Genomic DNA, 21,541 nt, shown 5'->3' with positions numbered 1-21,541 from the left:
GTCGATTCAGGAGAAATTTCATGCAACGTTATTCCGGCTTCGGACTGGTCAAACATGCGCTCGGTCATCACGAGAACTGGGAGCGCCAGTGGCGCAACCCCGAGCCCAAGAAGCGCTACGATGTGATCATCGTGGGCGGCGGCGGCCACGGTTTGGCCACCGCTTACTACCTGGCCAAGGAGTTCGGCGTCAAGAACGTCGCCGTGGTCGAAAAGGGGTGGCTCGGTGGCGGCAACACCGCGCGTAACACCACCATCGTGCGCTCGAACTATCTGTGGGACGAGGCGGCACGCCTTTACAACCACTCCCTCGATCTGTGGAAGGGCTTGTCTCAGGATCTCAACTACAACGTCATGTTCTCCCAGCGCGGCGTGTTGAACCTGGGCCACACCCTGCAGGACATGCGCGACATCCAGCGCCGCGTGCACGCCAACCGCCTGAACGGCGTGGACAGCGAAGTGGTGACCCCGCAGCAGATCAAGGAGATCGAGCCGGAGCTGGATATCTCCAGCCGCGCGCGCTACCCGATCATGGGCGCGTCCTGGCAGAAAAGCGCCGGGGTCGCCCGCCACGACGCGGTGGCCTGGGGCTATGCCCGCGGCGCCGACGCCCTGGGCGTCGATCTTCTCCAGAACACCGAAGTCACCGGCTTCAAGATTCGCGACGGCAAGGTGCTCGGCGTTCACACCAACCGCGGCGATATCGAAGCCCATACCGTGGGCTGCGTGGCGGCGGGTAACTCCGGGGTACTGGCCAACATGGCGGGCATCAAGCTGCCGCTGGAGTCGCACCCGCTGCAGGCGCTCGTGTCCGAGCCGCTCAAGCCGGTGCTCAACACCGTCACCATGTCGAACCACGTCCACGGCTACGTCAGCCAGTCCGACAAGGGCGATCTGGTCATTGGCGCGGGCATCGACGGCTACGTGGGTTACGGCCAGCGCGGCAGCTACCCGACCATCGAGCACACCTTGCAGGCGATCGTCGAGATGTTCCCGATGTTCTCGCGGGTGCGCATGAACCGCCAGTGGGGTGGCATCGTCGATACCTGCCCGGACGCCTGCCCGATCCTTTCGAAAACGAAGGTCAAGGGTCTTTACTTCAACTGCGGCTGGGGCACCGGCGGCTTCAAGGCCACTCCCGGCTCCGGCCACGTCTTCGCGGCGAGCCTTGCCAAGGGCGAAATGCACCCGATCGCCGCGCCGTTCTCCATCGACCGTTTCCACACCGGTGCGTTGATCGACGAACACGGCGCCGCCGGCGTTGCGCACTGAGGAGAGCTGACATGTTCTATATTCACTGCCCCTACTGCCAGGAGTACCGCGAGGAAGAGGAGTTTCATCCTCGCGGTCAGGGCCACCTGATGCGCCCCGCGGACCCGGACAACGCCACCGACGAAGAGTGGGGCGACTACCTGTTCTTCCGCGATAACCCGCGCGGCATCCACCACGAGCTGTGGGTGCACTCGGTGGGCTGTCGCAAGTTCTTCAACATCACCCGCAACACGGTGACCTACGAGATTCTCGAGACCTACCCGATGGGCGAGCAGCCGACCATCACCGCCGAGTCCGAGAAACTACGCAAGGAGCAGGGCGTACAGACCGCCGACGGCGGCTGGCAGACCATTGGCGCCCAGCCGGATTCCAGGGCCCTGAACGAGGAGATCTCGTCATGACGCAGACCAACCGTATCGATGCCGGCGGTCGCGTCGACCGCGCCCAGACGCTCGAGTTCACCTTCAACGGCCAGCGCTACCAGGGCCTGAAGGGCGACACCCTCGCCTCGGCCCTGCTCGCCAACGGCGTCGACATCGTCAACCGCAGCTTCAAGTACTCCCGGGCCCGCGGGATCGTCGCCGCCGGCGCCGAGGAGCCCAACGCCGTGGTCCAGCTCGGCGCCCGGGAAGAGACCCAGGTGCCCAACGTGCGCGCCACCCAACAGGCGCTCTACAAGGGCCTGGTCGCGCGCAGCACCAACGGCTGGCCGAACGTGCAGCGCGACGTGATGAGCTGGGTCGGCAAGCTCGGCGGTGGCTTCATGCCGCCGGGCTTCTACTACAAGACCTTCATGGCCCCGGCCTCGATGTGGATGACCTACGAAAAGTACATCCGCAAGGGCGCAGGCCTTGGCCGCGCGCCCCACGAGTCCGACCCGGACATCTACGACCACATGCACCACCACTGCGACGTGATGGTGATCGGCGCAGGCCCGGCGGGCCTGGCCGCAGCGCTCTCGGCGGCTCGTGCCGGCGCGCGCGTGATCCTCTGCGACGAGCAGGAAGAGATGGGCGGCTCGCTGCTGGATACCCGCGAGACCCTGGACGGCGTGGCCGCCGCGCGCTGGGTCGAGGCGACGGTCAAGGAGCTTTCAGGCCTTGAAAACGTGACGCTCTTGCCGCGCACCACCGCCAACGGCTATCACGATCACAACTTCGTCACGCTGCACGAACGCCGCACCGAGCATCTGGCCGACACCGCGAGTGAAGCGGGTTTTGCCGGCGAGAGCCGGGCACGGCTGCACCGCGTGCGCGCCGGGCAGGTGATTCTGGCCAGCGGCACCCACGAGCGCCCGCTGGTGTACGCCAACAATGACCTTCCGGGCAACATGCTTGCCGGGGCGGTGTCGACCTACATCCGCCGCTACGCGGTGGTGCCGGGCAAGAAGCTGGTGCTCTCCACCAGCAACGACCACGCCTACCGCGCCGCGCTCGATTGGAAAGAGGCCGGCCGCGAGATCGTCGCCATCGTCGACGCGCGCGCCAATCCGGACGGTGACCTGGTGCGCCAGGCCCGCGACAGCGGCATCCGCGTGATCACCGGAAGCTCCGTGGTCGAAGCTCGCGGCGGTCAGCGCGTCACCGGCGCCCGCGTCTGCGCCATCGACCTCGAGCGCTTCGTGGTCACCGGCAAGACCGAAGAACTCGAGTGCGACACCATCGCAAGCTCCGGCGGCTACAGCCCGGTGGTGCACCTCTCTTCACACACCGGCACCCGCCCGCAGTGGAACGAGGAACTTCTGGGCTTCGTCCCCGGCGAAGTGAAGGGCATGATCAGTGCCGGCGGCGTAGCCGGCCATTACGGGCTGGACAAGACCCTGGCCGACGGCGAGCGTGCCGGCCGCGAGGCCGCCCAAAAAAGCGGCTTCAGCGAGGCCCAGATCACCCTGCCCGCCACCCGCGCCCGCCGCGACGGCCCAGCCTGCGCGCTCTACCAGGTGCCCCACGAAAAGACCGCGCTGCGCGCGCCCAAGCAGTTCGTCGATCTGCAGAACGACGTGACCGCCGCCGGCATCGAGCTCGCCACCCGCGAAGGCTTCGAGTCCATCGAGCACGTCAAGCGCTACACCGCGCTCGGTTTCGGTACCGACCAGGGCAAGCTCGGCAACATCAACGGTATGGCGATCGCCGCGCGCTGCCTCGACCGCTCCATCCCGGAAGTCGGCACCACGGTATTTCGTCCCAACTACACGCCGGTCACCTTCGGCGCCATCGTCGGGCGCCACTGCGGCGAGCTGTTCGACCCGAAACGCTACACCGCGCTGCACCAGTGGCACGTGGAAAACGGCGCCGAGTTCGAGGACGTGGGCCAGTGGAAGCGCCCCTGGTACTTCCCGCGCACGGTCAACGGCAAGAAAGAGACCATGCACGAGGCCGTGGCCCGCGAGTGTCTGGCGGTACGTGAAAAAGTGGGCATTCTCGACGCCTCGACCCTTGGCAAGATCGACATCCAGGGCCCGGATGCGCGGGAATTCATGGGCCGCGTCTACACCAACAAGTGGGCGCAGCTCGCCCCCGGTCGCGTGCGCTACGGCTTGATGTGTAAAGACGACGGCATGCTGATGGACGACGGCACCACCAGCTGTCTGGCCGACAACCACTTTTTGATGACCACCACCACCGGCGGTGCGGCGGGCGTGCTCGAGTGGCTGGAGCTTTGGCACCAGACCGAGTGGCCGGAGCTTCAGGTCTACTTCAACTCGGTGACCGATCACTGGGCGACCATGACCGTGACCGGCCCGGACGCGCGCAAGCTCTTGTCCGAGCTGACCGACCTGGATCTGGATAAAGAGTCGTTCAAGTTCATGGACTGGCGCGACGCGGTGGTGGCCGACGTGCCGGCGCGCATCTTCCGTATCTCGTTCACCGGGGAGCTTGCCTTCGAGATCAACGTGCAGGCCAACTACGCGCTGCACGTCTGGAAGAAGCTGTTCGAGCACGGCGAGAAGCACGATCTCACGCCCTACGGCACCGAGACCATGCACGTGCTGCGCGCCGAGAAGGGCCTGATCATCGTCGGTCAGGACACCGACGGCTCGGTGACCCCGGAAGATCTCGGCATGCAGTGGGCGATCGGCTACGACAAGCCCTTCCCCTGGATCGGCAAGCGCGCGTTGAGCCGCCCGGACACCGTTCGCGGCGACCGCAAGCAGTTCGTCGGCCTGAAGCCGAAGGACCCGAGCGTGGTGCTCGAGGAAGGCGCGCAGATCGTCTTCGACAAGGAGCAGGCCATCCCGATGGCCATGAAGGGCCACGTGACATCGAGCTACTACAGCCCCTCGCTCGGCCACGGCTTCGCCCTGGCGGTAGTGGTCGAAGGCCGCGACCGCATGGGCCAGACCGTCTACCTGCCGATGCCCGACGGCACCGTGCACGAGGCCGAGATCACAAGCCCCGTGTTCATCGATCCCAAAGGAGAGCGCCAGAATGTCTAACGCGAGCGCAAGAGAGTTCAACACCGTGCCCGCGGGCAACCCGGGCGTCGAGTCGCCGCTGGCGTGGAGCTATCGGCAGCAGAAGGTATCAAGCCCGGCCAGCGCCGGGGTTGTGCTGCGCGAAAAGGCCCTGCTTGGCCATATGGTGCTGCGCGGCGGCGCCATCGTGCTGGACGAAGCGGTACGCCAGGTGCTCGGCATGAGCCTGCCGGCCAAACCCAACACCATCACTCGTGACGAGGCCGGCGAGCGCTCGATCCAGTGGATCTCACCGGACGAGTGGCTCGTGATCGTGCCCGGCGGCGAGGAGTTCGACCTCGAGCACCGCCTTCGTGAATCGCTTGGCGATGCCCACTTCAGCATCGTCAACGTCAGCGGCGGTCAGACCGTGCTGATGCTTGCCGGCGACCACGCCCGGGAAGTGCTGATGAAGACGGTGTCGTTTGACGTGCACCCGAGCGCCTTCCCGGTCGGCAAGGGCGTGACCACGATCTTTGCCAAGGCAACCGTGGTACTGCGCCGCGCAAGCGAGACCGAGTGGGAGCTGGTCATCCGGCGCAGCTTCGCCGACTACTGCTACCGCTGGCTGCTCGATGCAGCATCCGAGTACGGCGTCGACTCACAATAAAAAGTAAACCGGCCGGCCGCGTGCCGGCCGCCCTGACTGCGATGAAGAGAAACGCCATGAGCCGACTGACGGATACCTGGATCATCACCGCCCAGTGCCCCAGCATTCTGGGCACGGTGGATGTCGTGACCCGCTTCTTGAAAGAGCAGCACTGCTATATCACCGAACTCAGCTCCTTCGATGACCGGTTGGGGGAGCGCTTCTTCATTCGTGCAGAGTTTCGCCCGGAGCGTGACGCGTTCAGCGAACACGCCTTCGAGGAGGCCTTTAGCCCCCGCGCTCGCGAATTCGACATGAGCTTCGAGCTCACTCCGCCGGCCAAGCGTACCGGCGCGGTGATTCTGGTCTCGAAGGCGGACCACTGCCTGAACGATCTGCTCTACCGCTACCGCACCGGGCAGCTCGCGCTGGACATCAAGGCGATCGTCTCCAACCATCCGGATCTGGAACCGCTGGCTCGCTGGCACGATCTGCCCTACCATCATCTGCCGATCACCCCGGAAACGAAGGCCGAGCAGGAAGCGAAGGTGCTCGACATCATCGAGCAGACCGGCGCGGAACTCGTTATTCTGGCGCGCTACATGCAGGTGCTCTCGCCGCGCATGTGCGAGCTGCTCGACGGGCGGGCAATCAACATTCATCACTCCCTGCTGCCCGGCTTCAAGGGCGCCAAACCCTACCACCAGGCCTACGACAAGGGCGTCAAGCTCGTCGGCGCCACGGCCCACTACATCAACAACGACTTGGACGAAGGGCCGATCATCGCCCAGGGGGTGGAGCCGGTGGATCACGCCCACTACCCGGAGGACCTGGTGGCCAAGGGACGCGACATCGAGTGTCTGACCCTTGCCCGAGCGATCGGTTATCACCTGGAACGTCGCGTGTTCCTGCATGGCGGTCGTACGGTAGTCTTTGGCAATTAGCGCCTTGCGTTAACGTTTACACTACATCAGCAGAACAATAATCAAGTCTGCTCACTGTCTGGCATGACGGATGGCATCAATCGGTGTTTAGCCTGTCCAATGCCCGGTGAGCCGGCTTTTTATTTCCAGTTCAGAGGTCTTCCATGCCTATCAGTGTCTTCGACCTTTTCAAGATTGGCGTTGGTCCGTCCAGCTCACATACGGTCGGTCCCATGATGGCGGCCTACAAGTTCGCCGCCGCCGTGAATGATGCCGGCGTACTCGGTCGGGTCAACCGTCTGGAAGTGCATCTTTACGGCTCACTCTCGGCCACCGGCGTGGGCCACGGTACCGATCACGCCGTCATCATGGGCCTGCTCGGCGAGCGCCCCGACATGATCGATCCCTCGATCATCGGCGCGGCCATCAGCGATCTGAAAGAGACCCGGCACCTTTCACTTTGCCGACAGGCAGACATCGAGTTCGTCTGGGAACGGGACATGATCTTTCATGAGGAGAGCCTGCCCCATCACCCCAACGCCATGAAGCTCTGCGCCTTCGATCAAGATGGCCGGGCGCTGCTGGAGAACACCTACTACTCGGTGGGCGGCGGTTTCGTGGTGGATCAAAGCCAGGTGGATGCCAAGCTCGAGGACATGGACAGCGCCGAGATCCCCTTCGATTTCAACTCCGCCGAAGAGCTGCTGGCCCTGTGCAAGCGCGAGAACCTGAGCATCAGCCAATTGATGCTGGAAAACGAGAAGACCTGGCGCGGCGAGCAGGAGGTCAGAGATGAGCTCTGGCGCATCTGGCAGGTCATGTGCGAGTGTATCGACAATGGCCTGACCCACGAAGGCGTGCTGCCCGGCGGGCTCAACGTCAAGCGCCGCGCCAGGCAGTTGCACCAGCGCCTGCTGGCCGCCGAACAGAACACCTGCCTGATCGCCACGACTTTCTCCGCCATGGAATGGGTCAATATCTTTGCGCTGGCCGTGAACGAGGAGAACGCCGCCGGCGGGCGCATGGTCACCGCGCCCACCAACGGGGCGGCGGGCATCATCCCTGCCGTGCTGCACTACTACATGAAGTTCCAGGACGGTGCCTCGGAGCGCAACGTGGTGGACTTCCTGCTCGCCGCCGGCGCCATCGGCATCCTGTGCAAGAAGAACGCCTCCATCTCGGGTGCGGAAGTGGGCTGCCAGGGCGAGGTGGGTTCCGCCTGCGCCATGGCCGCGGCGGGGCTTGCCGAGGTCATGGGCGCCACGCCCGAGCAGGTGGAAAACGCCGCCGAGATCGGCCTTGAGCACAACCTGGGCCTGACCTGCGACCCGGTGGGTGGACTCGTTCAGGTGCCCTGCATCGAGCGCAACGCGATTGCCACCATCAAGGCGATCAACGCCGCCCAAATGGCTTTACGCGGCGACGGCACCCACTTCATCTCCCTGGACAAGGTCATCCGCACCATGCGCGACACCGGCCGCGACATGCTCGACAAGTACAAGGAGACGTCCAAGGGCGGGTTGGCGGTGAATGCGATCGAGTGTTGAGCCGGTAACAAAACCGGTCTTGAGACCGGCCTTGATCCAGACCCCGGGCCTGCCCGGGGTTTTCATATTCGGCGAACGATTGATAGAGTCCTTTCCATGCTCAACAAGCTGCAACGTTTTCGGTTTGGACGGCACTCCGGCTGGTATCTTATTCACCGGGTTCAAGCCACGCCCAGGCTTGAACTACAGGAGCGGGTATCCCTGCCCGAGCTTACCAGGGCGGGCTATTACCACCGCGACCCGCACCTGGACAATCTGCTGGTGGACGACCAGAAGCGTCTGGTCTGGATCGATACGCACGTCAAGGCGCTGCCGAATTCGGCCAAAAAACGCGGCGCCCTGCTGGACAACATGCTCACCAACAGCCGGATCGACGACGCCGCCTACCGCACTCAATTACGCGCCCGGCTCGCGCCCTATTTTTGAAACAAAGCGATCAACTCGCTTCACAAGGATTGCTCTAACTTACGTTATCAGCCCGGGATGAAAGCAATTCAAGCACGTTCTCGGCAAGGCGCGCCGGCGCCTCGACCGATGGCACGTGCCCGACGCCCTCGAACACCTCGAGCGGCGCGCCGTCAAGCTCCTCGGCAAGCGCCTCGAGCGTTGCCGGGGGCGTGGCCAGATCGTCGCTTCCGCCCAGCAGCTGCACCTTGACGCCCTTGCCGGCAAGCTGCCCGGTGAAGGTGTCGCGGCCCAGCATCTCGCAGAGTTGGGCGTAGGATTCGTCATCGCCGCGGCCCATCTGCACGCACCAGCCCGCTTTCAGGGCAGGGCTTGCCTCGAACGCCTTCTGAGAAAACCAGCGCGGCACGATCTCCTGGGCCATCGCCGCCAGGCCTTCGTCACGCACGCGGTTCGCGCGTGTGTTCCAGAGTTCCGGATTGCCGATCACCGCACCGGTGTTGGTCAGCGTGGCCGAAAGCAGGCGCTCGCCGTGCACCTTGATCAGTTGCTGGCCCACGACGCCGCCAATGGAAGTGCCGGCGAAGTGAAAGCGCGAAGCGCCGGCCAGATCCGCCAGCGCCAGCGCCTCGGCGGCCAGATCAGCGGGCGTAATGCGCTCACCGTTGGCCGCCTGGCTGGCACCGTGGCCCGGCAGATCCCAGGTCAGCACGCGATAGCGGGGCAAGAGCGCCGGGATGACGTCGTCCCACACCGCCTGGCTCATCCCCAATGGATGCGCCAGCACGACCAGCGGGTTGGTCTGGGCGCCGAGCAGCCGGTAGGCCACGCAGCGACCATTGATTTCCAGAAAAGCCATCGTTGCCTCCTTCAGGCGCGTTCGATCAGCGTGGCAATGCCCTGACCCACGCCCACGCACATGGTGCAGAGCGCATAGCGCTTGCCGCGCTCCTGAAGCTCATGCGCGGCGGTGAGTAGCAGCCGTGCACCGGACATGCCGAGCGGGTGGCCGAGGGCAATCGCGCCGCCGTTGGGATTGACCCGAGGGTCGTCGTCTTTCAGTCCCAGATCGCGCATGCAGGCGAGCGCCTGGGCAGCAAAGGCTTCGTTGAACTCGAACACGTCGATATCGTCGAGGGCAACGCCGGTACGCTCGAGAAGCTTTTTCACCGCCGGTACCGGGCCATAGCCCATGATGCGCGGTTCGACCCCGGCGGTGGCCATGCCGATGATCTTCGCCATCGGTTTGAGACCGTACTGTTTGACCGCCTCCTCGCTCGCCACCAGCATGGCGGCGGCGCCGTCGTTGACACCGGAGGCGTTACCGGCGGTGACGCTGCCACCTTCCCGAAACGGCGTCGGCAGGCTGGCGAGTTTCTCGAGCGAGGTTTCCCGCGGGTGCTCGTCGGTATCGAAGATCAGCGGGTCCTGCTTGCGCCGCGGAATCTCGATGGCAGTGATCTCACGGGCGAAGCGCCCGGCCTTCTGGGCGGCGGCGGCCTTCTGCTGGGAGCGCAGCGCGAAGGCGTCCTGATCTTCACGAGAGATATGGAACTGCTCGGCGACGTTTTCTGCGGTTTCCGGCATCGAGTCGATACCGAAGGACTTCTTCATGACCGGATTGACGAAGCGCCAGCCAATGGTGGTGTCCTCGATCTTCTGGCCGCGCGCAAAAGCGCTGTCGGCCTTGCCCATCACATAAGGCGCGCGGGACATCGACTCCACGCCGCCGGCAAGCGCCAACGCCATTTCACCGGCCTTGATGGCGCGAAATGCGGTGCCTACCGCATCCATGCCCGAGCCGCACAAACGGTTCATGGTGGTGCCGGGCACCGAGGTGGGAATGCCCGCCAGCAGTGATGACATGCGCGCCACGTTGCGATTGTCTTCGCCGGCCTGATTGGCGCAGCCCATGAAGACTTCCTCGATGGCCGCCGGGTCGAGCTCCGGCGCCTCAGCGAGGACCGCCTTGAAGATCGTCGCGGCCATATCGTCCGGGCGAACGGCGGCCAGCGTGCCGCCAAAACGGCCTACCGCCGTACGGCGGGGATGACACAAATAAACATCGCTCATCGTTCTCTCCTGCAACTCAAACGCCTATTGGCCGGCGTGGGCGCGCTCGGTGCGCTCTTTCAGTTCACGCAGAATGGTCAGCTCGTTTTCGCTGGGCTCCGGGGTGGCCTCCAACTGGTCGGCAAAGCGTACTTCCCAGCCGGTGGCGTCCATGACCTCTTCGCGGGTGACGCCCGGATGCAGCGATACCACGACCAGCTCTTTGGTCTCCGGGTCGGGTTTCATCACGCACAGATCGGTGATCACACGGGTGGGGCCTTTACCGATATTGGGTACGTTATCGCGCCCCTTACCGTCGCGGCCAAAACCGAGGGTGGTGACGAAGTCGACCCGGTCAACGAAGGCCCGCCGGGAGTGCTTGAGCGTGATGAACACTTCACCCGCGTTGGTGGCAATCTCGGGCGCCCCGCCGCCGCCGGGCAGACGCACCTTGGGTTCGCGGTAATCGCCGATCAGCGTGGTGTTCAAATTGCAGTACTTGTCGATCTGGGCGGTGCCCAGAAAGCCGACGTCGATCTTGCCGCCCTGCAACCAGTAGCGAAACATCTCCGGCACCGCAACGGTGGTCAGCGCGGTTTCGGCCAGCTCGCCGTCGCCGATGGACAGCGGCAGCACGTTGGGCTTGGTCTGCAGCGTACCGGATTCGTAGATCAGCACCACGTCCGGGGCGTGGGTCAGGCGCGCCAGATTGGCAGCTTCCGACGGCAGGCCAATGCCCACGAAGCAGGTCGAGCCGTTTTCAAGAGCCCGGGCCGCGGTGACGGTCATCATTTCAGAAGAGGTGTACTCGAGACTCATCAGGCGTTCTCCCCTGTTTGATGCACGTTTTCGTCGATCCACCGGGTGAAAGTGTCGCGGTCACGGGCGATGGCGTCCCACTCCTTGTAGAAGCGGTTGCTGCGCCCGTAGTAGCCGTGGGTGTAGGAAGGCAGTGCGCCCTTCTCGGCCACTGCAATGGCGCTGATCGCCCAGCCGGGAATCACGCAGGCGTTGGGGTGGGTGTCGAGGTCGTCGACGATCTCTTCGACCGTGACGATGCTGTGCCTGGCCGCCAGCACGGCTTCCTTCTGCACACCGACGATGCCTTCGACCAGCACGTTGCCCTGGCGATCCGCCCGCTGGGCGTGAACGATCGAGACGTCCGGGCGCACCGACGGTACTGCCGCCAGACGCTCGCCGGTAAACGGGCATTCGATGAACTTGATCTGGTCGTTGACGCTGGGCAGCTCGCTGCCCACGTAGCCGCGCAGCACCGCCAGCGGCAAGCCCGCCGCCCCCGCTTCGAAGGCGCAGGCCATGGCGGCGTGGCTGTGTTCGAGAATCTCGACCTTGTGCGGCCAGCCCTTCTCGACCGCGTCGCGCAGGCGATGAAGCGACCCGACCCCCGGATTGCCGCCCCAGGAGAAGATCACCTTTCTGGCGCAGCCGGCGCCGATCAGCTGGTCGTAGATGATGTCCGGGGTCATGCGGATCAAGGTGAGATCGCGCTTTTGCTGGCGAATCACTTCATGACCCGCCGCGAACGGGATGAGATGGGTAAAGCCTTCCATGGCCACGGTCGCGCCGTCTTCGACGTAGCGCGCCACCGCGTCATGCAAGCTGAGAAACTCGGCCATTGGGTTGCCTCTTGACTATGTATGCCGTTACAGCAAGCCTTGTTCGCAAAACGAACATTGATTTGCAATACGAACAAAATAAAGAGACCTTGGCGCTACGTCAAACCATGAAAAAGGAAGGCCGAGCCTTCCTTTTCATTCATTTTTTTAAATATTCATTTAAAAAACATGCACATATCTAAAACTGAAATATCAAAACTCGAATAGCAGAGAAAAATCACAAGACAAAAGTATTAGAAGGCGTGCTTTCAAAGAGAAATATCAAACGGTAGCCACCGGTGTTACCGGTGACCCGATAGCTCCCGGTAGACGAAGCGGAGGCGCAGTCAGCAAGAAGCGGAAGCGCTGATGCTCGTGCAGCCAATCGGCCAGAGGCGTGAGATACCAGAGCTCTGCAAGCGGCAGACCCAGCTTGAAAAGGCAGTGGTGATGCAATGGCAGTTTGCAGCAATCCTCCGGCGCAATAGCCTTGTCCGCATTCTCGACGGCATAGTTATCGGCGCAAATGGCAACGATGCCGCTGTCGCTTATCCACTGCAGCAGCGACGCATCCGTACCGTCCAGCACGGCGCCGGTTTGCTTGAGTTTTTCGACATCCGGCTGACCCGCCATCTCCAAAAGCGCGTCGGCAAAGCCCGTGCGCAGCACCAGCATGTCGCCGGGTTCAATGGTGACGCCCAGCTCATCCAGCGCGCACATAAGCTCTCTGTAGCCGACAAGCGTGCGCCCATGACCGTATACACGGACCAGATCCACCAACACCCCCCGCCCTTGCATACCGTGAACCGCCATGTTTTCCACCCCCAGCCGCTGGGCGCGAGAGTGGCCCAATGCCTCTTCACCGTCCAGGCGCTGGATATCGGTTTCGGCCCGATAGCCGTTGTAGTAGCACCGCTCGGGCTGGCCATCACCATCGGCGTCGAAAAGTGCCCCTACATGGGCCAGGGAATCCCACTGGGAGGAGTACTGGAGCGACAGTACGACCTGGTCATCGCTGATGACATCGACGAGGCCCGGGTGCAGGTTGGCAAGCGGAAAGTTGAGGTAGTCGTTCTGACCAAGGCTTGTCGGCGCAAGGCGCGGTGGAAAGCGCCGCGGATTGAGCGCATTTCCACCCGGTAAATCCAGCGGCAGCGACAGGCTGAAGACGTTTCCCGTGACGACCTCGCGCGCCCCCTTCAGCACCTGCTCGGGTCCCAGCAGATTGACTCTGCCCAGTTGATCATCAGGGCCAAAATCCCCCCAGTTAGCCCCTTCCGGGCGCTGTTGCCATCGTGGGTCCTGGCTAGTGTTCACCATCGTTACCACTCCTCTTTTCTTCCATTGCGACCGCTATAATGCGCTTCAGGCTATCGCGGCTCTGGTGCTTTTGGCGTTCGATACGCGCTTCATCCCATGGGTAGAACCCTTGCCCGGCCTTGGCGCCCAGCCGCCCTTGCGCCACGTACTCTTCAAGCAAACGGGAAGGCGTGTGAGTATCCTCTAGATCCTCGTACAGGTAGCGGGCAATATTGAGGTGCGTATCAAGCCCGTTGAGGTCGCGCTGCAGCAACGGCCCGCTCAGCGCCAGCCGGACTCCGATGGAGAACTGGACGATCTCGTCCAGCGCCTCGGCATCGACAACACCTTTTTCAAGCAAGGACAGGCATTCACGCATGAGGGCGTGCTGAAGGCGATTGGCGACGAAACCGGGAACGCTCTGCTTGAGAAGTGCAGGCCGCTTGCCAAGAAACGTTAGAAAGGCGCAGGTCCGATGAAGCGTCGCCTGGGCAGTGGCCGCACCGGGAATGACTTCCACGGCGGGAACCAGATCCGCCGGGTTGAAGAAGTGCGCACCGGCCAGGCGTTCGGGGCGGCGCATACCCTGACCAATGGCGTCGATGGAAAGCCCCGAAGTATTGGTCACGATGAGGGTCGTGGGTTCACAGTGCGCTTCGGCCTCGGCGATCACCGCACGCTTGATCGTCAGATTTTCCGTGACACTCTCGATCACGATGCTGCCTTCGCCCTCCGGCGACCAGTGAGTCTGCACATCAAGCTTCCCTGCCACGGCCGGGTCATCCGGGAACGTTCGTTCGATTTCATGACGGCACGCCTCGAGGGCGCTCGCCTGACGATCGATCATGCGTACCGGTAGCCGATGCGCCAGCATCAGCTTGGCAAGCGTGGCCCCCATGGTGCCAGCGCCCACGATCACGGCGCGCTCGATAGGTGGTGTCATGTGTTCTGTTTCTCCTCTGATGTCATCTCGAAGCATCGTCAAGCCGATTTCATCAAGCATTCGATGGGCAGGCGTGCCCTCGACCTTCAGCTCTGATGAGTATGGCCGAAACAGGCTGCGACTAACGTCGCATTGTTAGCCCGCTCAATAAGCTCAATTATTGCTACTATGCGAACACTAGTACGCTATACGTACAAACAAGGTACTTCAACTCCGGGAGAATCACCATGCAGGCCATGGCCAATTTCTTTACTCGTCTGGTCAGCCGCTATATGCCGGACCCATTGGTCATCGCCATTTTTTTGACGGTCGTGACCATGGTGCTCGCCATGCTCGTGGAAGGTACATCGATATTCACCGCTACGCGCTTCTGGGGCGACGGCTTCTGGGGGCTGCTTGCATTCAGCATGCAGATGACCGTCATTCTGCTGGCGGGCTATATTCTGGCCAAAACACCACTGGTCGACCGCCTTCTGGATCGCATCGCGGGCGGGGTCAAGACGCCTTTTGCCGCCATCGTCGTCGCCACGCTGGTCGGCGGGATCGGCAGCTGGCTCAACTGGGGATTTGGCCTGGTGATTGGCGGCATCGTGGCGCAGAAGCTGGCGGTGAAGGTCAAGGGACTGCATTACCCGCTGGTGATCTCGGCGGCATACTCGGGCTTTGCGCTTTACGGTATCGGCCTTTCCGGAAGCGTCCCGCTCTTGATCGCGACAGAGGGGCATTTTCTGGAAGGCGAAATGGGCCTGATCCCGCTTTCGGAAACGATCTTCTCACCCGTTCTGCTGATGACCAGCGCTCTCGTTATCGTCACGCTGCCGCTTTTCAACGCCTGGCTTCACCCCAAACGCCCCGAGGACATCATCGAGATCGACCCTGGCATCGTTGACACGCCAGTCGCTCCCGCCCTGGCTGAGCAACAAGGTGCCACGCTGGCCGAACGCCTTAACCATAGCCGCATCATCGGTATCGGCATCGGCCTGCTGGGCATGCTCTATGTAGGGCTTTACAGCCTCGAGGGTGGATCGCTGAACCTCAATACGGTCAACTTCACCTTCGTGTTTCTCGGTATTTTGTTGTTTGCCTCGCCCGCCCAGTACCTGGCAGCGCTGAACGACGGCGTTCGCATCGTATCGGGCATCATCATTCAGTACCCCTTCTACGCCGGCATCATGGGTATCCTCGTAGGCTCCGGGTTGATGGTCAGCTTTGCCAACCTGTTCGTGGATATCTCGAGTGCGGCGACTCTGCCCATCTGGTCGTTCATCAGCGGCGGCGTCATCAACATTCTAGCGCCTTCCGGGGGCGGCCAATGGGCCGTTCAGGGGCCGGTCATGATCGAGGCCGCCACCGAGCTTGGCGCCTCCCATGCAGCAACGGCGTTGGCGGTACAGATCGGCGATCAGTGGACCAACATGGTTCAGCCCTTCTGGATACTTCCCGTACTCGCCATTTCAGGCCTGAAACTGCGCGACGTGATGGGCTATATGGTGTTGATCCTGATGTACCTGGGCGTCATTTTCGCCGGCGCCGTGGGACTCTGGGGCTATCTGGGCGCGTAATTCCGACCATAGGATCCATGACAATGCCGTACATGATCGAAACCTTCGACAAGCCCGAACACCAAGCGCTGCGCCTCGCAGTCCGGGATGTTCACCTGGCCTACCTGGACGCCCACAAGGAGCGTCTGCTGGCCTGCGGTGCCAAACTCTCCGACGACGGAGCGACCGCCTCCGGGGGGCTTTACCTGCTTGATTGTGAAACGCGCGAAGCAGCAAAAGCCTTCATCGACGCTGACCCGTTCAGCCAGGCCGGCCTGTTCGAGCGGGTCGTCATCTGTCGCTGGCGCAAGGCTTATCTGGATGGTATCGGCTACTTGTAACGCCTTTTGAAACACGTAAAGAGGAGAAATTGCGATGCTATTTCACGTGGAGATGGTGGTCAGTCTGCCCCACGACATGCCCGAGGATGTGGCCAACGAGATCAAGACGCGAGAGCGGCAGTATGCTCAGGACCTTCAGACGCAAGGCAAGTGGCGCCACCTGTGGCGCATCGCCGGCAGCTACGCCAACGTCAGCATTTTTGATGTAGAAAGCAATAGCGAGCTGCATGAGCTCCTCTCGAACCTGCCACTCTTTCCCTACATGGACATCACGGTGAGGCCGCTGTGTCGCCACCCCTCGTCCATTCGCGACGACGATCGTTGAGCGGCCCGTCTCGGTCTCATTTCCCAACTACCAGGAGCACTCATGACGACTCCCTTCGCTGTCGTTACCGGCGGCGCCCGTAATATCGGCCAGGCAATCGCCCTGCGCCTTCAGCAGGATGGCTACCGCGTCATCGTACTGGACATCGTCGAACCTGAAGCACCTTCGCTGAAGGAGCACGCCTATCAGGTCGACCTCTCGGACGTCGCCGCCACCCAGCAGCTCCTTTTGGACGTCACCAAGGACCTGCCCGTCGCCTGCCTGGTCAACAACGTCGGCATCGTGGCGCCCGCGCTGCTCGACGATACCGACATTGATGATTTCGACAGGTTGATGCACCTGAACGTGCGCGCGGCATTGGTCTGCACCAAGGCACTGCTGCCCAAGCTTCGCGAAAGCGGCAACGGGCGGATCGTCTTCAACGCCAGCCGCGTTGTATTGGGCAAGGAGGCGAGAACGCTGTATAGCGCCACCAAGGGCGCCGTACAGTCCATGGCGCGTACCTGGGCGCTGGAACTCGCCCAGGATGGCATTACCGTCAATTGCGTCGCGCCGGGCCCGATTGCCACTACGGCGTTCTGGGAGAACAATCCGCCGGACTCCGAACGCGCGCGGCGCATCATCGATAACGTGCCGGTAGGGCGCATGGGCCAACCCGAAGAGGTCGCCCACGCAGTCAGCTTCTTCTGCGATCAGCGCAGCGGGTTCGTCACCGGCCAGACCCTGTTCGTCTGCGGGGGCGTCACCGTCGGCTGAGCCGCTAGACCACGCCCTTTTCCTGCAAGCGGCGAACCGCTTCGTCGCTTTTACCCAGCAGCCGGGTCAGCACGTCCCGGGTGTCTTCACCCAACGTCGGCGGTGCCTTGGAGTAGCTCAAGGCCGTTTTGGAGTACTTGATAGGGTTGGCAACGCCGGGCACGCTGCCCGTTTTGCCAGGCACGTCGATCTTCATTTCTCGCGCCTTTACCTGCTCATCCTCGAACACTTGAGCAATATCCTGAATGGGCCCACAAGGCACGCTGATGGATTGCAGCAGTGTGGTCAGGGCCGTGCTCTCGAAACCGCGAGTTACGTCACTGATCAATGCGACCAGCGCTTCGCGATGCTTGACGCGCTGAGGATTGGTGGCAAAGCGTGGGTCATCCGCCAGGGAGGCAATGCCCACCGCCTCACAGAAACGCCGGAACTGGCCGTCGTTGCCGATGGCGATGATCACCTTCTCGCCATTCGCAGTCGGAAACGGCTGGTAGGGTACGAGATTGGGGTGGTATTCGCCTGTGCGTTTGGGGGGCGTGTCGCTGCAGAAGTAGTTGAGCGCCTGATTGGCCAGCCAGCTTACCTGCACATCCAGCAGGGCCATATCGATATGCTGCCCTTCGCCGGTCTGGTGGCGATGATGCAGAGCACCCAGAATGGCGACCGCGGCGTTCATCCCCGTGGTCAGATCCGCCACCGCCATGCCCACCCGCTGCGGTCCGGCCCCGGGCATGCCGTCCGGCACGCCGGTGATGCTCATCAGCCCCGCCTGGGCCTGAATCAGGTAGTCATAGCCCGCCATCCTGGCCATGGGCCCGGTCTGGCCAAACCCGGTAACGGAGCAGTAGATGATCGCGGGGTTGATGGCCGAGAGGCTGGCATAGTCGAGCCGCTTGTCGGCGAGCCCCCCGGTCTTGAAGTTCTCCACGACGATATCGCACTGAGCCACCAGTTCATGCAGTAGCGCCTGGCCCTCGGGGCGTGCGATATCGACGGTCACCGAGTGCTTGCCACGGTTGGCGGAGAGATAGTAAGCCGATTGCGGCGGCTGCCCCTCTTCTCCCTGCCACCAGGGCGGCCCCCAGTGGCGGGTATCATCGCCAAGACCCGGACGCTCGATCTTGATTACCTCGGCGCCCATGTCGGCCAGTATTTGCGTGCACCAGGGCCCGGCCATTACCCGGCTCAGATCGAGTACACGTACTCCTTTCAACGGGCCTGGCATAAAACGCTCCTGTTTGTTCTTGATCCGTCCGGCAAGCAGAGTCCGTCTCGATCAATCATGATGGGGATTCATTGCCGAGTGGGTTCGCTTTTGCATGGCGGTCCCTGAAAAAGCGAAACACCGCAAAGGCAATGGAGCCAAACGTGATCGCAATGAAGAACCAGGTGATCGGGCCGCGGACAAACACTGACAGATCGCCATTGCTGATCAACAGTGAACGCCTGAGGTTGTCTTCGAACATCGGCCCCAGGATGAAACCGATCAGAAACGGCGCGGCGGGAATACCCGTGCGATTGAACAGATACCCCACTACGCCAAACGCCAGCATCAGCCAGATATCGAACGTGGCGTTATTGACCGCATAGGCACCGTAAACGCAGAACATCAGAACGATAGGGAAAAGAATCGACTTGGGAATATCGGCGATCAGCGAGAAATACTTGATCGCCGCGTTGCCGACCACCAGTAATATCAAGGAGCTGAACATGATGCCTAAAAACAGTGCATAGATCAGCGACAGATTTTCCTGGAACATGATGGGACCCGGGGTCAGGCCATGCACCATGAACGCTCCCAGAATGATGGCGGTGATGACATCCCCTGGAATACCCAGCGAAAGCAGCGGTATCAGCGTGGCACCCGCTACCCCGTTGTTGCCCGCCTCGGCCGCCGCGACACCTTCGACCTCCCCCTTGCCGAAATTGGCCTTGTTGGGGGAGCGACGGCGAGCATCGCTATAGGAGATAAAGGCTGCCGCCGTTGCGCCGGTACCGGGAATGGCGCCGATGATCACGCCGATCAGGCTGCCGCGAACGATACTTTTCAAAGAGCGCTTGAGCTCGGCCAACGTCATGCCAGCGCCACTAGCTTTTGCCTTGATATGAGGCACTACTTTCTTTCTATAGAACTCGATGATTTCGGGAATCGCAAACAGACCGATCAAAAGCGGAATAAAGGAAATCGAGTCCATCAGGTTGTAGTTACCAAAGGTAAGACGCTGCGACCCGAATACCGAATCGAGTCCGACTAATGACAACAGTATTCCCATCAGCGCCGCCAGAAGTCCCTTCACCATGGAACCACTGGCCAGAGAAATGATGATGGTAAGCGAGAAGCAGATCAGCCAGAAGAACTCGGGCGCGCCAAAGTTGAGCGCTATTTTGGCAAGATAAGCGGCAAAAAATATCAGAGCGATATTGGAAATGAAATCCGCGATGACCGAAGAGAACAGGGCTGTTTTCAACGCCTTTTTGGCATGGCCCTGCTGCGCCATGGGGTAGCCGTCGAGCAGCGTACAGGCCGAGGCGGGAGAGCCCGGCGTACGAATCAGAATGGCGGTAATCGAGCCGCCATACATGCCCCCTTTATAGATTCCCACCAGCAGAAGAATCGCGGCAACCGGCTGCATCGAGAAGGTAAAAGGCAGCGCCAGAGCGACGGCCATGGTCGCCGTCAAGCCCGGGATGGAGCCTACGGTAACGCCGATGACCACGCCAAGCGCAATGGCTATGAAGTTGTCGACACTCAAGAAAAGTTGCAGGACTTCGTTAAGATTTTCCATATATCACCCGGGCAGCGCCGCCAAGAAGTTGTTAATAAGGCATTAGCGGAAGTGGAACATTCATCACATTGACAAACAGCAACGTCACCGCCACAGGAAAAGCCACGGCAAACCCATAGACCCACCAGGTCCTGACAGGGTGTGCGAGAAAGAGAAGGACGGTAGCCAGAATGCCGGTCAGAATGGCGCCCAGAGTTTCGAAAAACAGTACGTAAACCAGAAGGGCCATCACCATGATAACGAAGCGACGCAGAGAGCCCTTGATGAACTTGCGTTCGTCGTTTTCACTTTTGTTGGTTACCAGCAGCCCTTGAAGAATCAGCAAGACTGAAAAGGCCAACATCAGCCAGCTGACGATATTGGGTAGCCAGCGCGGAGACATCATGGGGTTCTGCAATATGGGCGGCTCGCCGATATAGTTCGGCACGAGATAGAGCGCCAGCACTAACGAAACCACCAGCAATACGATGCCGGTAGTAAAATCCAGAGTGTCTTTGATTCTTTTCACGGCACGGTCATCAGAGAATGACATGACAGCCTCTCCACGGGGACAAGCCAAAAAAGCAGTAAAGGCGAAGATCATGACGACCCTCGCCTTCGTTTTTAGAGCGGTTTACTGACTGATACCAGCCTGCTCGGCTACTGCCTGCCAACGCGCCAGATCTTCAATCACGAACTGCTTGAATTCTTCACCTTCCACCTGACCCGGCTGGGCGCCCAATTGCTCGGCAAAATTCAGAAACTCTTCACGCTCCATCACTTCATCGAGCGCATTCTGCATGGCTTCGAATCCCTCTTCCGGGAAGGAGTTATGCGCGATGAGGCCAAACCAGGCCGTGGTCACGAACTGGTCGAGATTGTACTCACCGATTTCGGAGAGTGTGGGTACGTCAGGCAGATAAGGCGAACGCTCTGCAGACGTGACAGCCAGGGCACGCAGGTCGCCGGACTTGATATGCGAATAGACGGTCGGCATGTTCTCGAAGGAGACGTCTACATCGCCACCCAGCAACGCCGGCAGGGCCGCACCGCTTCCCGCAAAAGGCACGGCGGTCATGTCAGACCCTGTCAGCGTCTTGAACAATTCGCCGGACATGTGAATAGAACTGCCTACGCCGCTATGGCTGAACGCCATGTTCTGATCTTGGGCAGCTTCGATAAACTCGACGACCGAGTTGTAAGGACTGCTGGCGGGCACCACCATCACGTTGGGTATATCGATGACGTTCTGGATGAAAACGAAGTCTTCGACAGGGTCATAGGCAAGGTCAGGATAAATGGCGGCGCCGATCGTGTGGCCCGGCGATGCCATCAAGAGCGTATGGTCCGCATCGCGACCGCCACGTGCCAGACGGCCGGTACCCACGGTGGAGCCTGCCCCCGGGCGGTTCTCGACGATGACATTGGTATCCAGTGCATCCTTGAGCAGATCAGCCACACGGCGTGAAAGCACATCGGTGGTGCCACCTGGCGCATAAGGCACGACCAGACGAACGTCTTTTGTAGGCCAGTCGGCAGCGTTGGCGGTCGTGATGGAGGCAGAAACGAGCAGGGCGCTGCCGCAGGCAGCTATACAAGTGGCGCTGATGAGTTTTTTCATTGTATTAACTTCCTGGCGTAGCTGGCTATTTGTTCGCAATACGTACATATATTCGCATTACACACACGCAGACTACTGCGTTATAGCCTCTCT

21 protein-coding genes are annotated in these 21,541 nt (G+C 61.6%); 11 read left to right on the top strand and 10 right to left on the bottom strand.

The window, feature by feature from the left end; translation table 11 throughout:
- Positions 1-20: 20 nt before the first annotated feature.
- The 7 genes from HW452_RS08440 (at position 21) to HW452_RS08410 (ending at position 8,210) form a co-directional block, all read left to right on the top strand.
- Positions 21-1,271, top strand: coding sequence for a sarcosine oxidase subunit beta family protein (locus HW452_RS08440; RefSeq protein ID WP_224105665.1), 1,251 nt, complete (start codon positions 21-23; stop codon positions 1,269-1,271).
- An 11-nt stretch (positions 1,272-1,282) separates the two neighbouring features.
- Positions 1,283-1,672 carry a sarcosine oxidase subunit delta gene (locus tag HW452_RS08435; RefSeq protein WP_224105664.1) on the top strand — a complete coding sequence of 130 codons (390 nt, stop codon included), beginning with the start codon at positions 1,283-1,285 and terminating at the stop codon, positions 1,670-1,672.
- Positions 1,669-4,707, top strand: a complete 3,039-nt coding sequence (locus tag HW452_RS08430) for a sarcosine oxidase subunit alpha family protein (protein ID WP_224105663.1) — start codon at positions 1,669-1,671, stop codon at positions 4,705-4,707. Before HW452_RS08435 ends, HW452_RS08430 begins: the two co-directional genes overlap by 4 nt.
- Positions 4,700-5,335, top strand: coding sequence for a sarcosine oxidase subunit gamma (locus tag HW452_RS08425; protein WP_224105662.1), 636 nt, complete (start codon positions 4,700-4,702; stop codon positions 5,333-5,335). The genes HW452_RS08430 and HW452_RS08425 overlap by 8 nt, the downstream gene beginning before the upstream one ends.
- Positions 5,336-5,391: 56 nt before the next feature.
- Complete coding sequence (purU, locus tag HW452_RS08420) at positions 5,392-6,258, top strand: formyltetrahydrofolate deformylase (RefSeq protein ID WP_224105661.1); 867 nt, start codon at positions 5,392-5,394, stop codon at positions 6,256-6,258.
- 143 nt (positions 6,259-6,401) lie between these two features.
- A complete protein-coding gene (locus HW452_RS08415; RefSeq protein WP_224105660.1) occupies positions 6,402-7,784 on the top strand; it encodes an L-serine ammonia-lyase in 1,383 nt (460 codons plus the stop codon).
- 96 nt (positions 7,785-7,880) lie between these two features.
- Complete coding sequence (locus tag HW452_RS08410) at positions 7,881-8,210, top strand: hypothetical protein (RefSeq protein WP_224105659.1); 330 nt, start codon at positions 7,881-7,883, stop codon at positions 8,208-8,210.
- Positions 8,211-8,244: 34 nt separating this feature from the next.
- On the opposite strand, the gene HW452_RS08405 is transcribed toward HW452_RS08410, so the two are convergent.
- From HW452_RS08405 to HW452_RS08380, 6 genes are all read right to left on the bottom strand, one after another.
- Positions 8,245-9,048 (bottom strand): alpha/beta fold hydrolase, encoded by an 804-nt coding sequence (locus HW452_RS08405; RefSeq protein ID WP_224105658.1) that lies wholly within the window; start codon positions 9,046-9,048, stop codon positions 8,245-8,247.
- 11 nt (positions 9,049-9,059) lie between these two features.
- Complete coding sequence (gene pcaF / locus HW452_RS08400) at positions 9,060-10,262, bottom strand: 3-oxoadipyl-CoA thiolase (RefSeq protein WP_224105657.1); 1,203 nt, start codon at positions 10,260-10,262, stop codon at positions 9,060-9,062.
- A gap of 24 nt (positions 10,263-10,286) precedes the next feature.
- On the bottom strand, positions 10,287-11,060 hold the full coding sequence (locus tag HW452_RS08395; RefSeq protein WP_224105656.1) for a CoA-transferase subunit beta: 774 nt from the start codon (positions 11,058-11,060) through the stop codon (positions 10,287-10,289).
- The gene (locus HW452_RS08390) at positions 11,060-11,878 is read right to left on the bottom strand and encodes a CoA transferase subunit A (protein ID WP_224105655.1); all 819 of its coding nucleotides are present in this window, start codon (positions 11,876-11,878) and stop codon (positions 11,060-11,062) included. The genes HW452_RS08395 and HW452_RS08390 overlap by 1 nt, the downstream gene beginning before the upstream one ends.
- A 261-nt stretch (positions 11,879-12,139) precedes the next feature.
- Positions 12,140-13,177 carry a cyclase family protein gene (locus tag HW452_RS08385; RefSeq protein WP_224105654.1) on the bottom strand — a complete coding sequence of 346 codons (1,038 nt, stop codon included), beginning with the start codon at positions 13,175-13,177 and terminating at the stop codon, positions 12,140-12,142.
- Positions 13,164-14,099, bottom strand: a complete 936-nt coding sequence (locus HW452_RS08380; protein ID WP_224105653.1) for a 3-hydroxyacyl-CoA dehydrogenase NAD-binding domain-containing protein — start codon at positions 14,097-14,099, stop codon at positions 13,164-13,166. The genes HW452_RS08385 and HW452_RS08380 overlap by 14 nt, the downstream gene beginning before the upstream one ends.
- A 227-nt stretch (positions 14,100-14,326) precedes the next feature.
- On the opposite strand from HW452_RS08380, the gene HW452_RS08375 reads away from it, so the two are divergent.
- Genes HW452_RS08375 through HW452_RS08360 form a run of 4 tightly spaced genes read left to right on the top strand, consistent with a single transcriptional unit; the run spans position 14,327 to position 17,062 of the window.
- The gene (locus tag HW452_RS08375) at positions 14,327-15,661 is read left to right on the top strand and encodes a short-chain fatty acid transporter (protein WP_224105652.1); all 1,335 of its coding nucleotides are present in this window, start codon (positions 14,327-14,329) and stop codon (positions 15,659-15,661) included.
- 23 nt (positions 15,662-15,684) lie between these two features.
- On the top strand, positions 15,685-15,981 hold the full coding sequence (locus HW452_RS08370) for a YciI family protein (protein ID WP_224105651.1): 297 nt from the start codon (positions 15,685-15,687) through the stop codon (positions 15,979-15,981).
- 34 nt (positions 15,982-16,015) lie between these two features.
- The gene (catC, locus tag HW452_RS08365) at positions 16,016-16,306 is read left to right on the top strand and encodes a muconolactone Delta-isomerase (protein ID WP_224105650.1); all 291 of its coding nucleotides are present in this window, start codon (positions 16,016-16,018) and stop codon (positions 16,304-16,306) included.
- Positions 16,307-16,348: 42 nt separating this feature from the next.
- The gene (locus HW452_RS08360) at positions 16,349-17,062 is read left to right on the top strand and encodes an SDR family NAD(P)-dependent oxidoreductase (RefSeq protein ID WP_224105649.1); all 714 of its coding nucleotides are present in this window, start codon (positions 16,349-16,351) and stop codon (positions 17,060-17,062) included.
- Positions 17,063-17,066: 4 nt separating this feature from the next.
- Here HW452_RS08360 and HW452_RS08355 read toward each other — a convergent pair whose 3' ends face one another.
- Genes HW452_RS08355 through HW452_RS08340 form a run of 4 tightly spaced genes read right to left on the bottom strand, consistent with a single transcriptional unit; the run spans position 17,067 to position 21,448 of the window.
- A complete protein-coding gene (locus tag HW452_RS08355) occupies positions 17,067-18,287 on the bottom strand; it encodes a CaiB/BaiF CoA transferase family protein (RefSeq protein WP_224105648.1) in 1,221 nt (406 codons plus the stop codon).
- Positions 18,288-18,342: 55 nt separating this feature from the next.
- Positions 18,343-19,848, bottom strand: a complete 1,506-nt coding sequence (locus tag HW452_RS08350; protein ID WP_224105647.1) for a tripartite tricarboxylate transporter permease — start codon at positions 19,846-19,848, stop codon at positions 18,343-18,345.
- A gap of 31 nt (positions 19,849-19,879) precedes the next feature.
- On the bottom strand, positions 19,880-20,431 hold the full coding sequence (locus HW452_RS08345) for a tripartite tricarboxylate transporter TctB family protein (protein WP_224105646.1): 552 nt from the start codon (positions 20,429-20,431) through the stop codon (positions 19,880-19,882).
- A gap of 30 nt (positions 20,432-20,461) precedes the next feature.
- The gene (locus tag HW452_RS08340) at positions 20,462-21,448 is read right to left on the bottom strand and encodes a Bug family tripartite tricarboxylate transporter substrate binding protein (RefSeq protein ID WP_224105645.1); all 987 of its coding nucleotides are present in this window, start codon (positions 21,446-21,448) and stop codon (positions 20,462-20,464) included.
- Between the last annotated feature and the right edge of the window lie 93 nt (positions 21,449-21,541).

The organism is Vreelandella aquamarina (assembly GCF_020075495.1).
Lineage (GTDB): Bacteria > Pseudomonadota > Gammaproteobacteria > Pseudomonadales > Halomonadaceae > Vreelandella > Vreelandella aquamarina_A.
Note: the sequence above shows the minus strand (reverse complement) of the source record. Positions and strands in the feature narration are given on the sequence as shown.

Coding starts and splice junctions, on each gene's coding strand:
- HW452_RS08440 (WP_224105665.1), top strand. CDS start 21: ATGCAACGTTATTCCGGCTTCGGACTGGTCAAACATGCGCTCGGTCAT.
- HW452_RS08435 (WP_224105664.1), top strand. CDS start 1,283: ATGTTCTATATTCACTGCCCCTACTGCCAGGAGTACCGCGAGGAAGAG.
- HW452_RS08430 (WP_224105663.1), top strand. CDS start 1,669: ATGACGCAGACCAACCGTATCGATGCCGGCGGTCGCGTCGACCGCGCC.
- HW452_RS08425 (WP_224105662.1), top strand. CDS start 4,700: ATGTCTAACGCGAGCGCAAGAGAGTTCAACACCGTGCCCGCGGGCAAC.
- purU (WP_224105661.1), top strand. CDS start 5,392: ATGAGCCGACTGACGGATACCTGGATCATCACCGCCCAGTGCCCCAGC.
- HW452_RS08415 (WP_224105660.1), top strand. CDS start 6,402: ATGCCTATCAGTGTCTTCGACCTTTTCAAGATTGGCGTTGGTCCGTCC.
- HW452_RS08410 (WP_224105659.1), top strand. CDS start 7,881: ATGCTCAACAAGCTGCAACGTTTTCGGTTTGGACGGCACTCCGGCTGG.
- HW452_RS08405 (WP_224105658.1), bottom strand. CDS start 9,048: ATGGCTTTTCTGGAAATCAATGGTCGCTGCGTGGCCTACCGGCTGCTC.
- pcaF (WP_224105657.1), bottom strand. CDS start 10,262: ATGAGCGATGTTTATTTGTGTCATCCCCGCCGTACGGCGGTAGGCCGT.
- HW452_RS08395 (WP_224105656.1), bottom strand. CDS start 11,060: ATGAGTCTCGAGTACACCTCTTCTGAAATGATGACCGTCACCGCGGCC.
- HW452_RS08390 (WP_224105655.1), bottom strand. CDS start 11,878: ATGGCCGAGTTTCTCAGCTTGCATGACGCGGTGGCGCGCTACGTCGAA.
- HW452_RS08385 (WP_224105654.1), bottom strand. CDS start 13,177: ATGGTGAACACTAGCCAGGACCCACGATGGCAACAGCGCCCGGAAGGG.
- HW452_RS08380 (WP_224105653.1), bottom strand. CDS start 14,099: ATGACACCACCTATCGAGCGCGCCGTGATCGTGGGCGCTGGCACCATG.
- HW452_RS08375 (WP_224105652.1), top strand. CDS start 14,327: ATGCAGGCCATGGCCAATTTCTTTACTCGTCTGGTCAGCCGCTATATG.
- HW452_RS08370 (WP_224105651.1), top strand. CDS start 15,685: ATGCCGTACATGATCGAAACCTTCGACAAGCCCGAACACCAAGCGCTG.
- catC (WP_224105650.1), top strand. CDS start 16,016: ATGCTATTTCACGTGGAGATGGTGGTCAGTCTGCCCCACGACATGCCC.
- HW452_RS08360 (WP_224105649.1), top strand. CDS start 16,349: ATGACGACTCCCTTCGCTGTCGTTACCGGCGGCGCCCGTAATATCGGC.
- HW452_RS08355 (WP_224105648.1), bottom strand. CDS start 18,287: ATGCCAGGCCCGTTGAAAGGAGTACGTGTACTCGATCTGAGCCGGGTA.
- HW452_RS08350 (WP_224105647.1), bottom strand. CDS start 19,848: ATGGAAAATCTTAACGAAGTCCTGCAACTTTTCTTGAGTGTCGACAAC.
- HW452_RS08345 (WP_224105646.1), bottom strand. CDS start 20,431: ATGATCTTCGCCTTTACTGCTTTTTTGGCTTGTCCCCGTGGAGAGGCT.
- HW452_RS08340 (WP_224105645.1), bottom strand. CDS start 21,448: ATGAAAAAACTCATCAGCGCCACTTGTATAGCTGCCTGCGGCAGCGCC.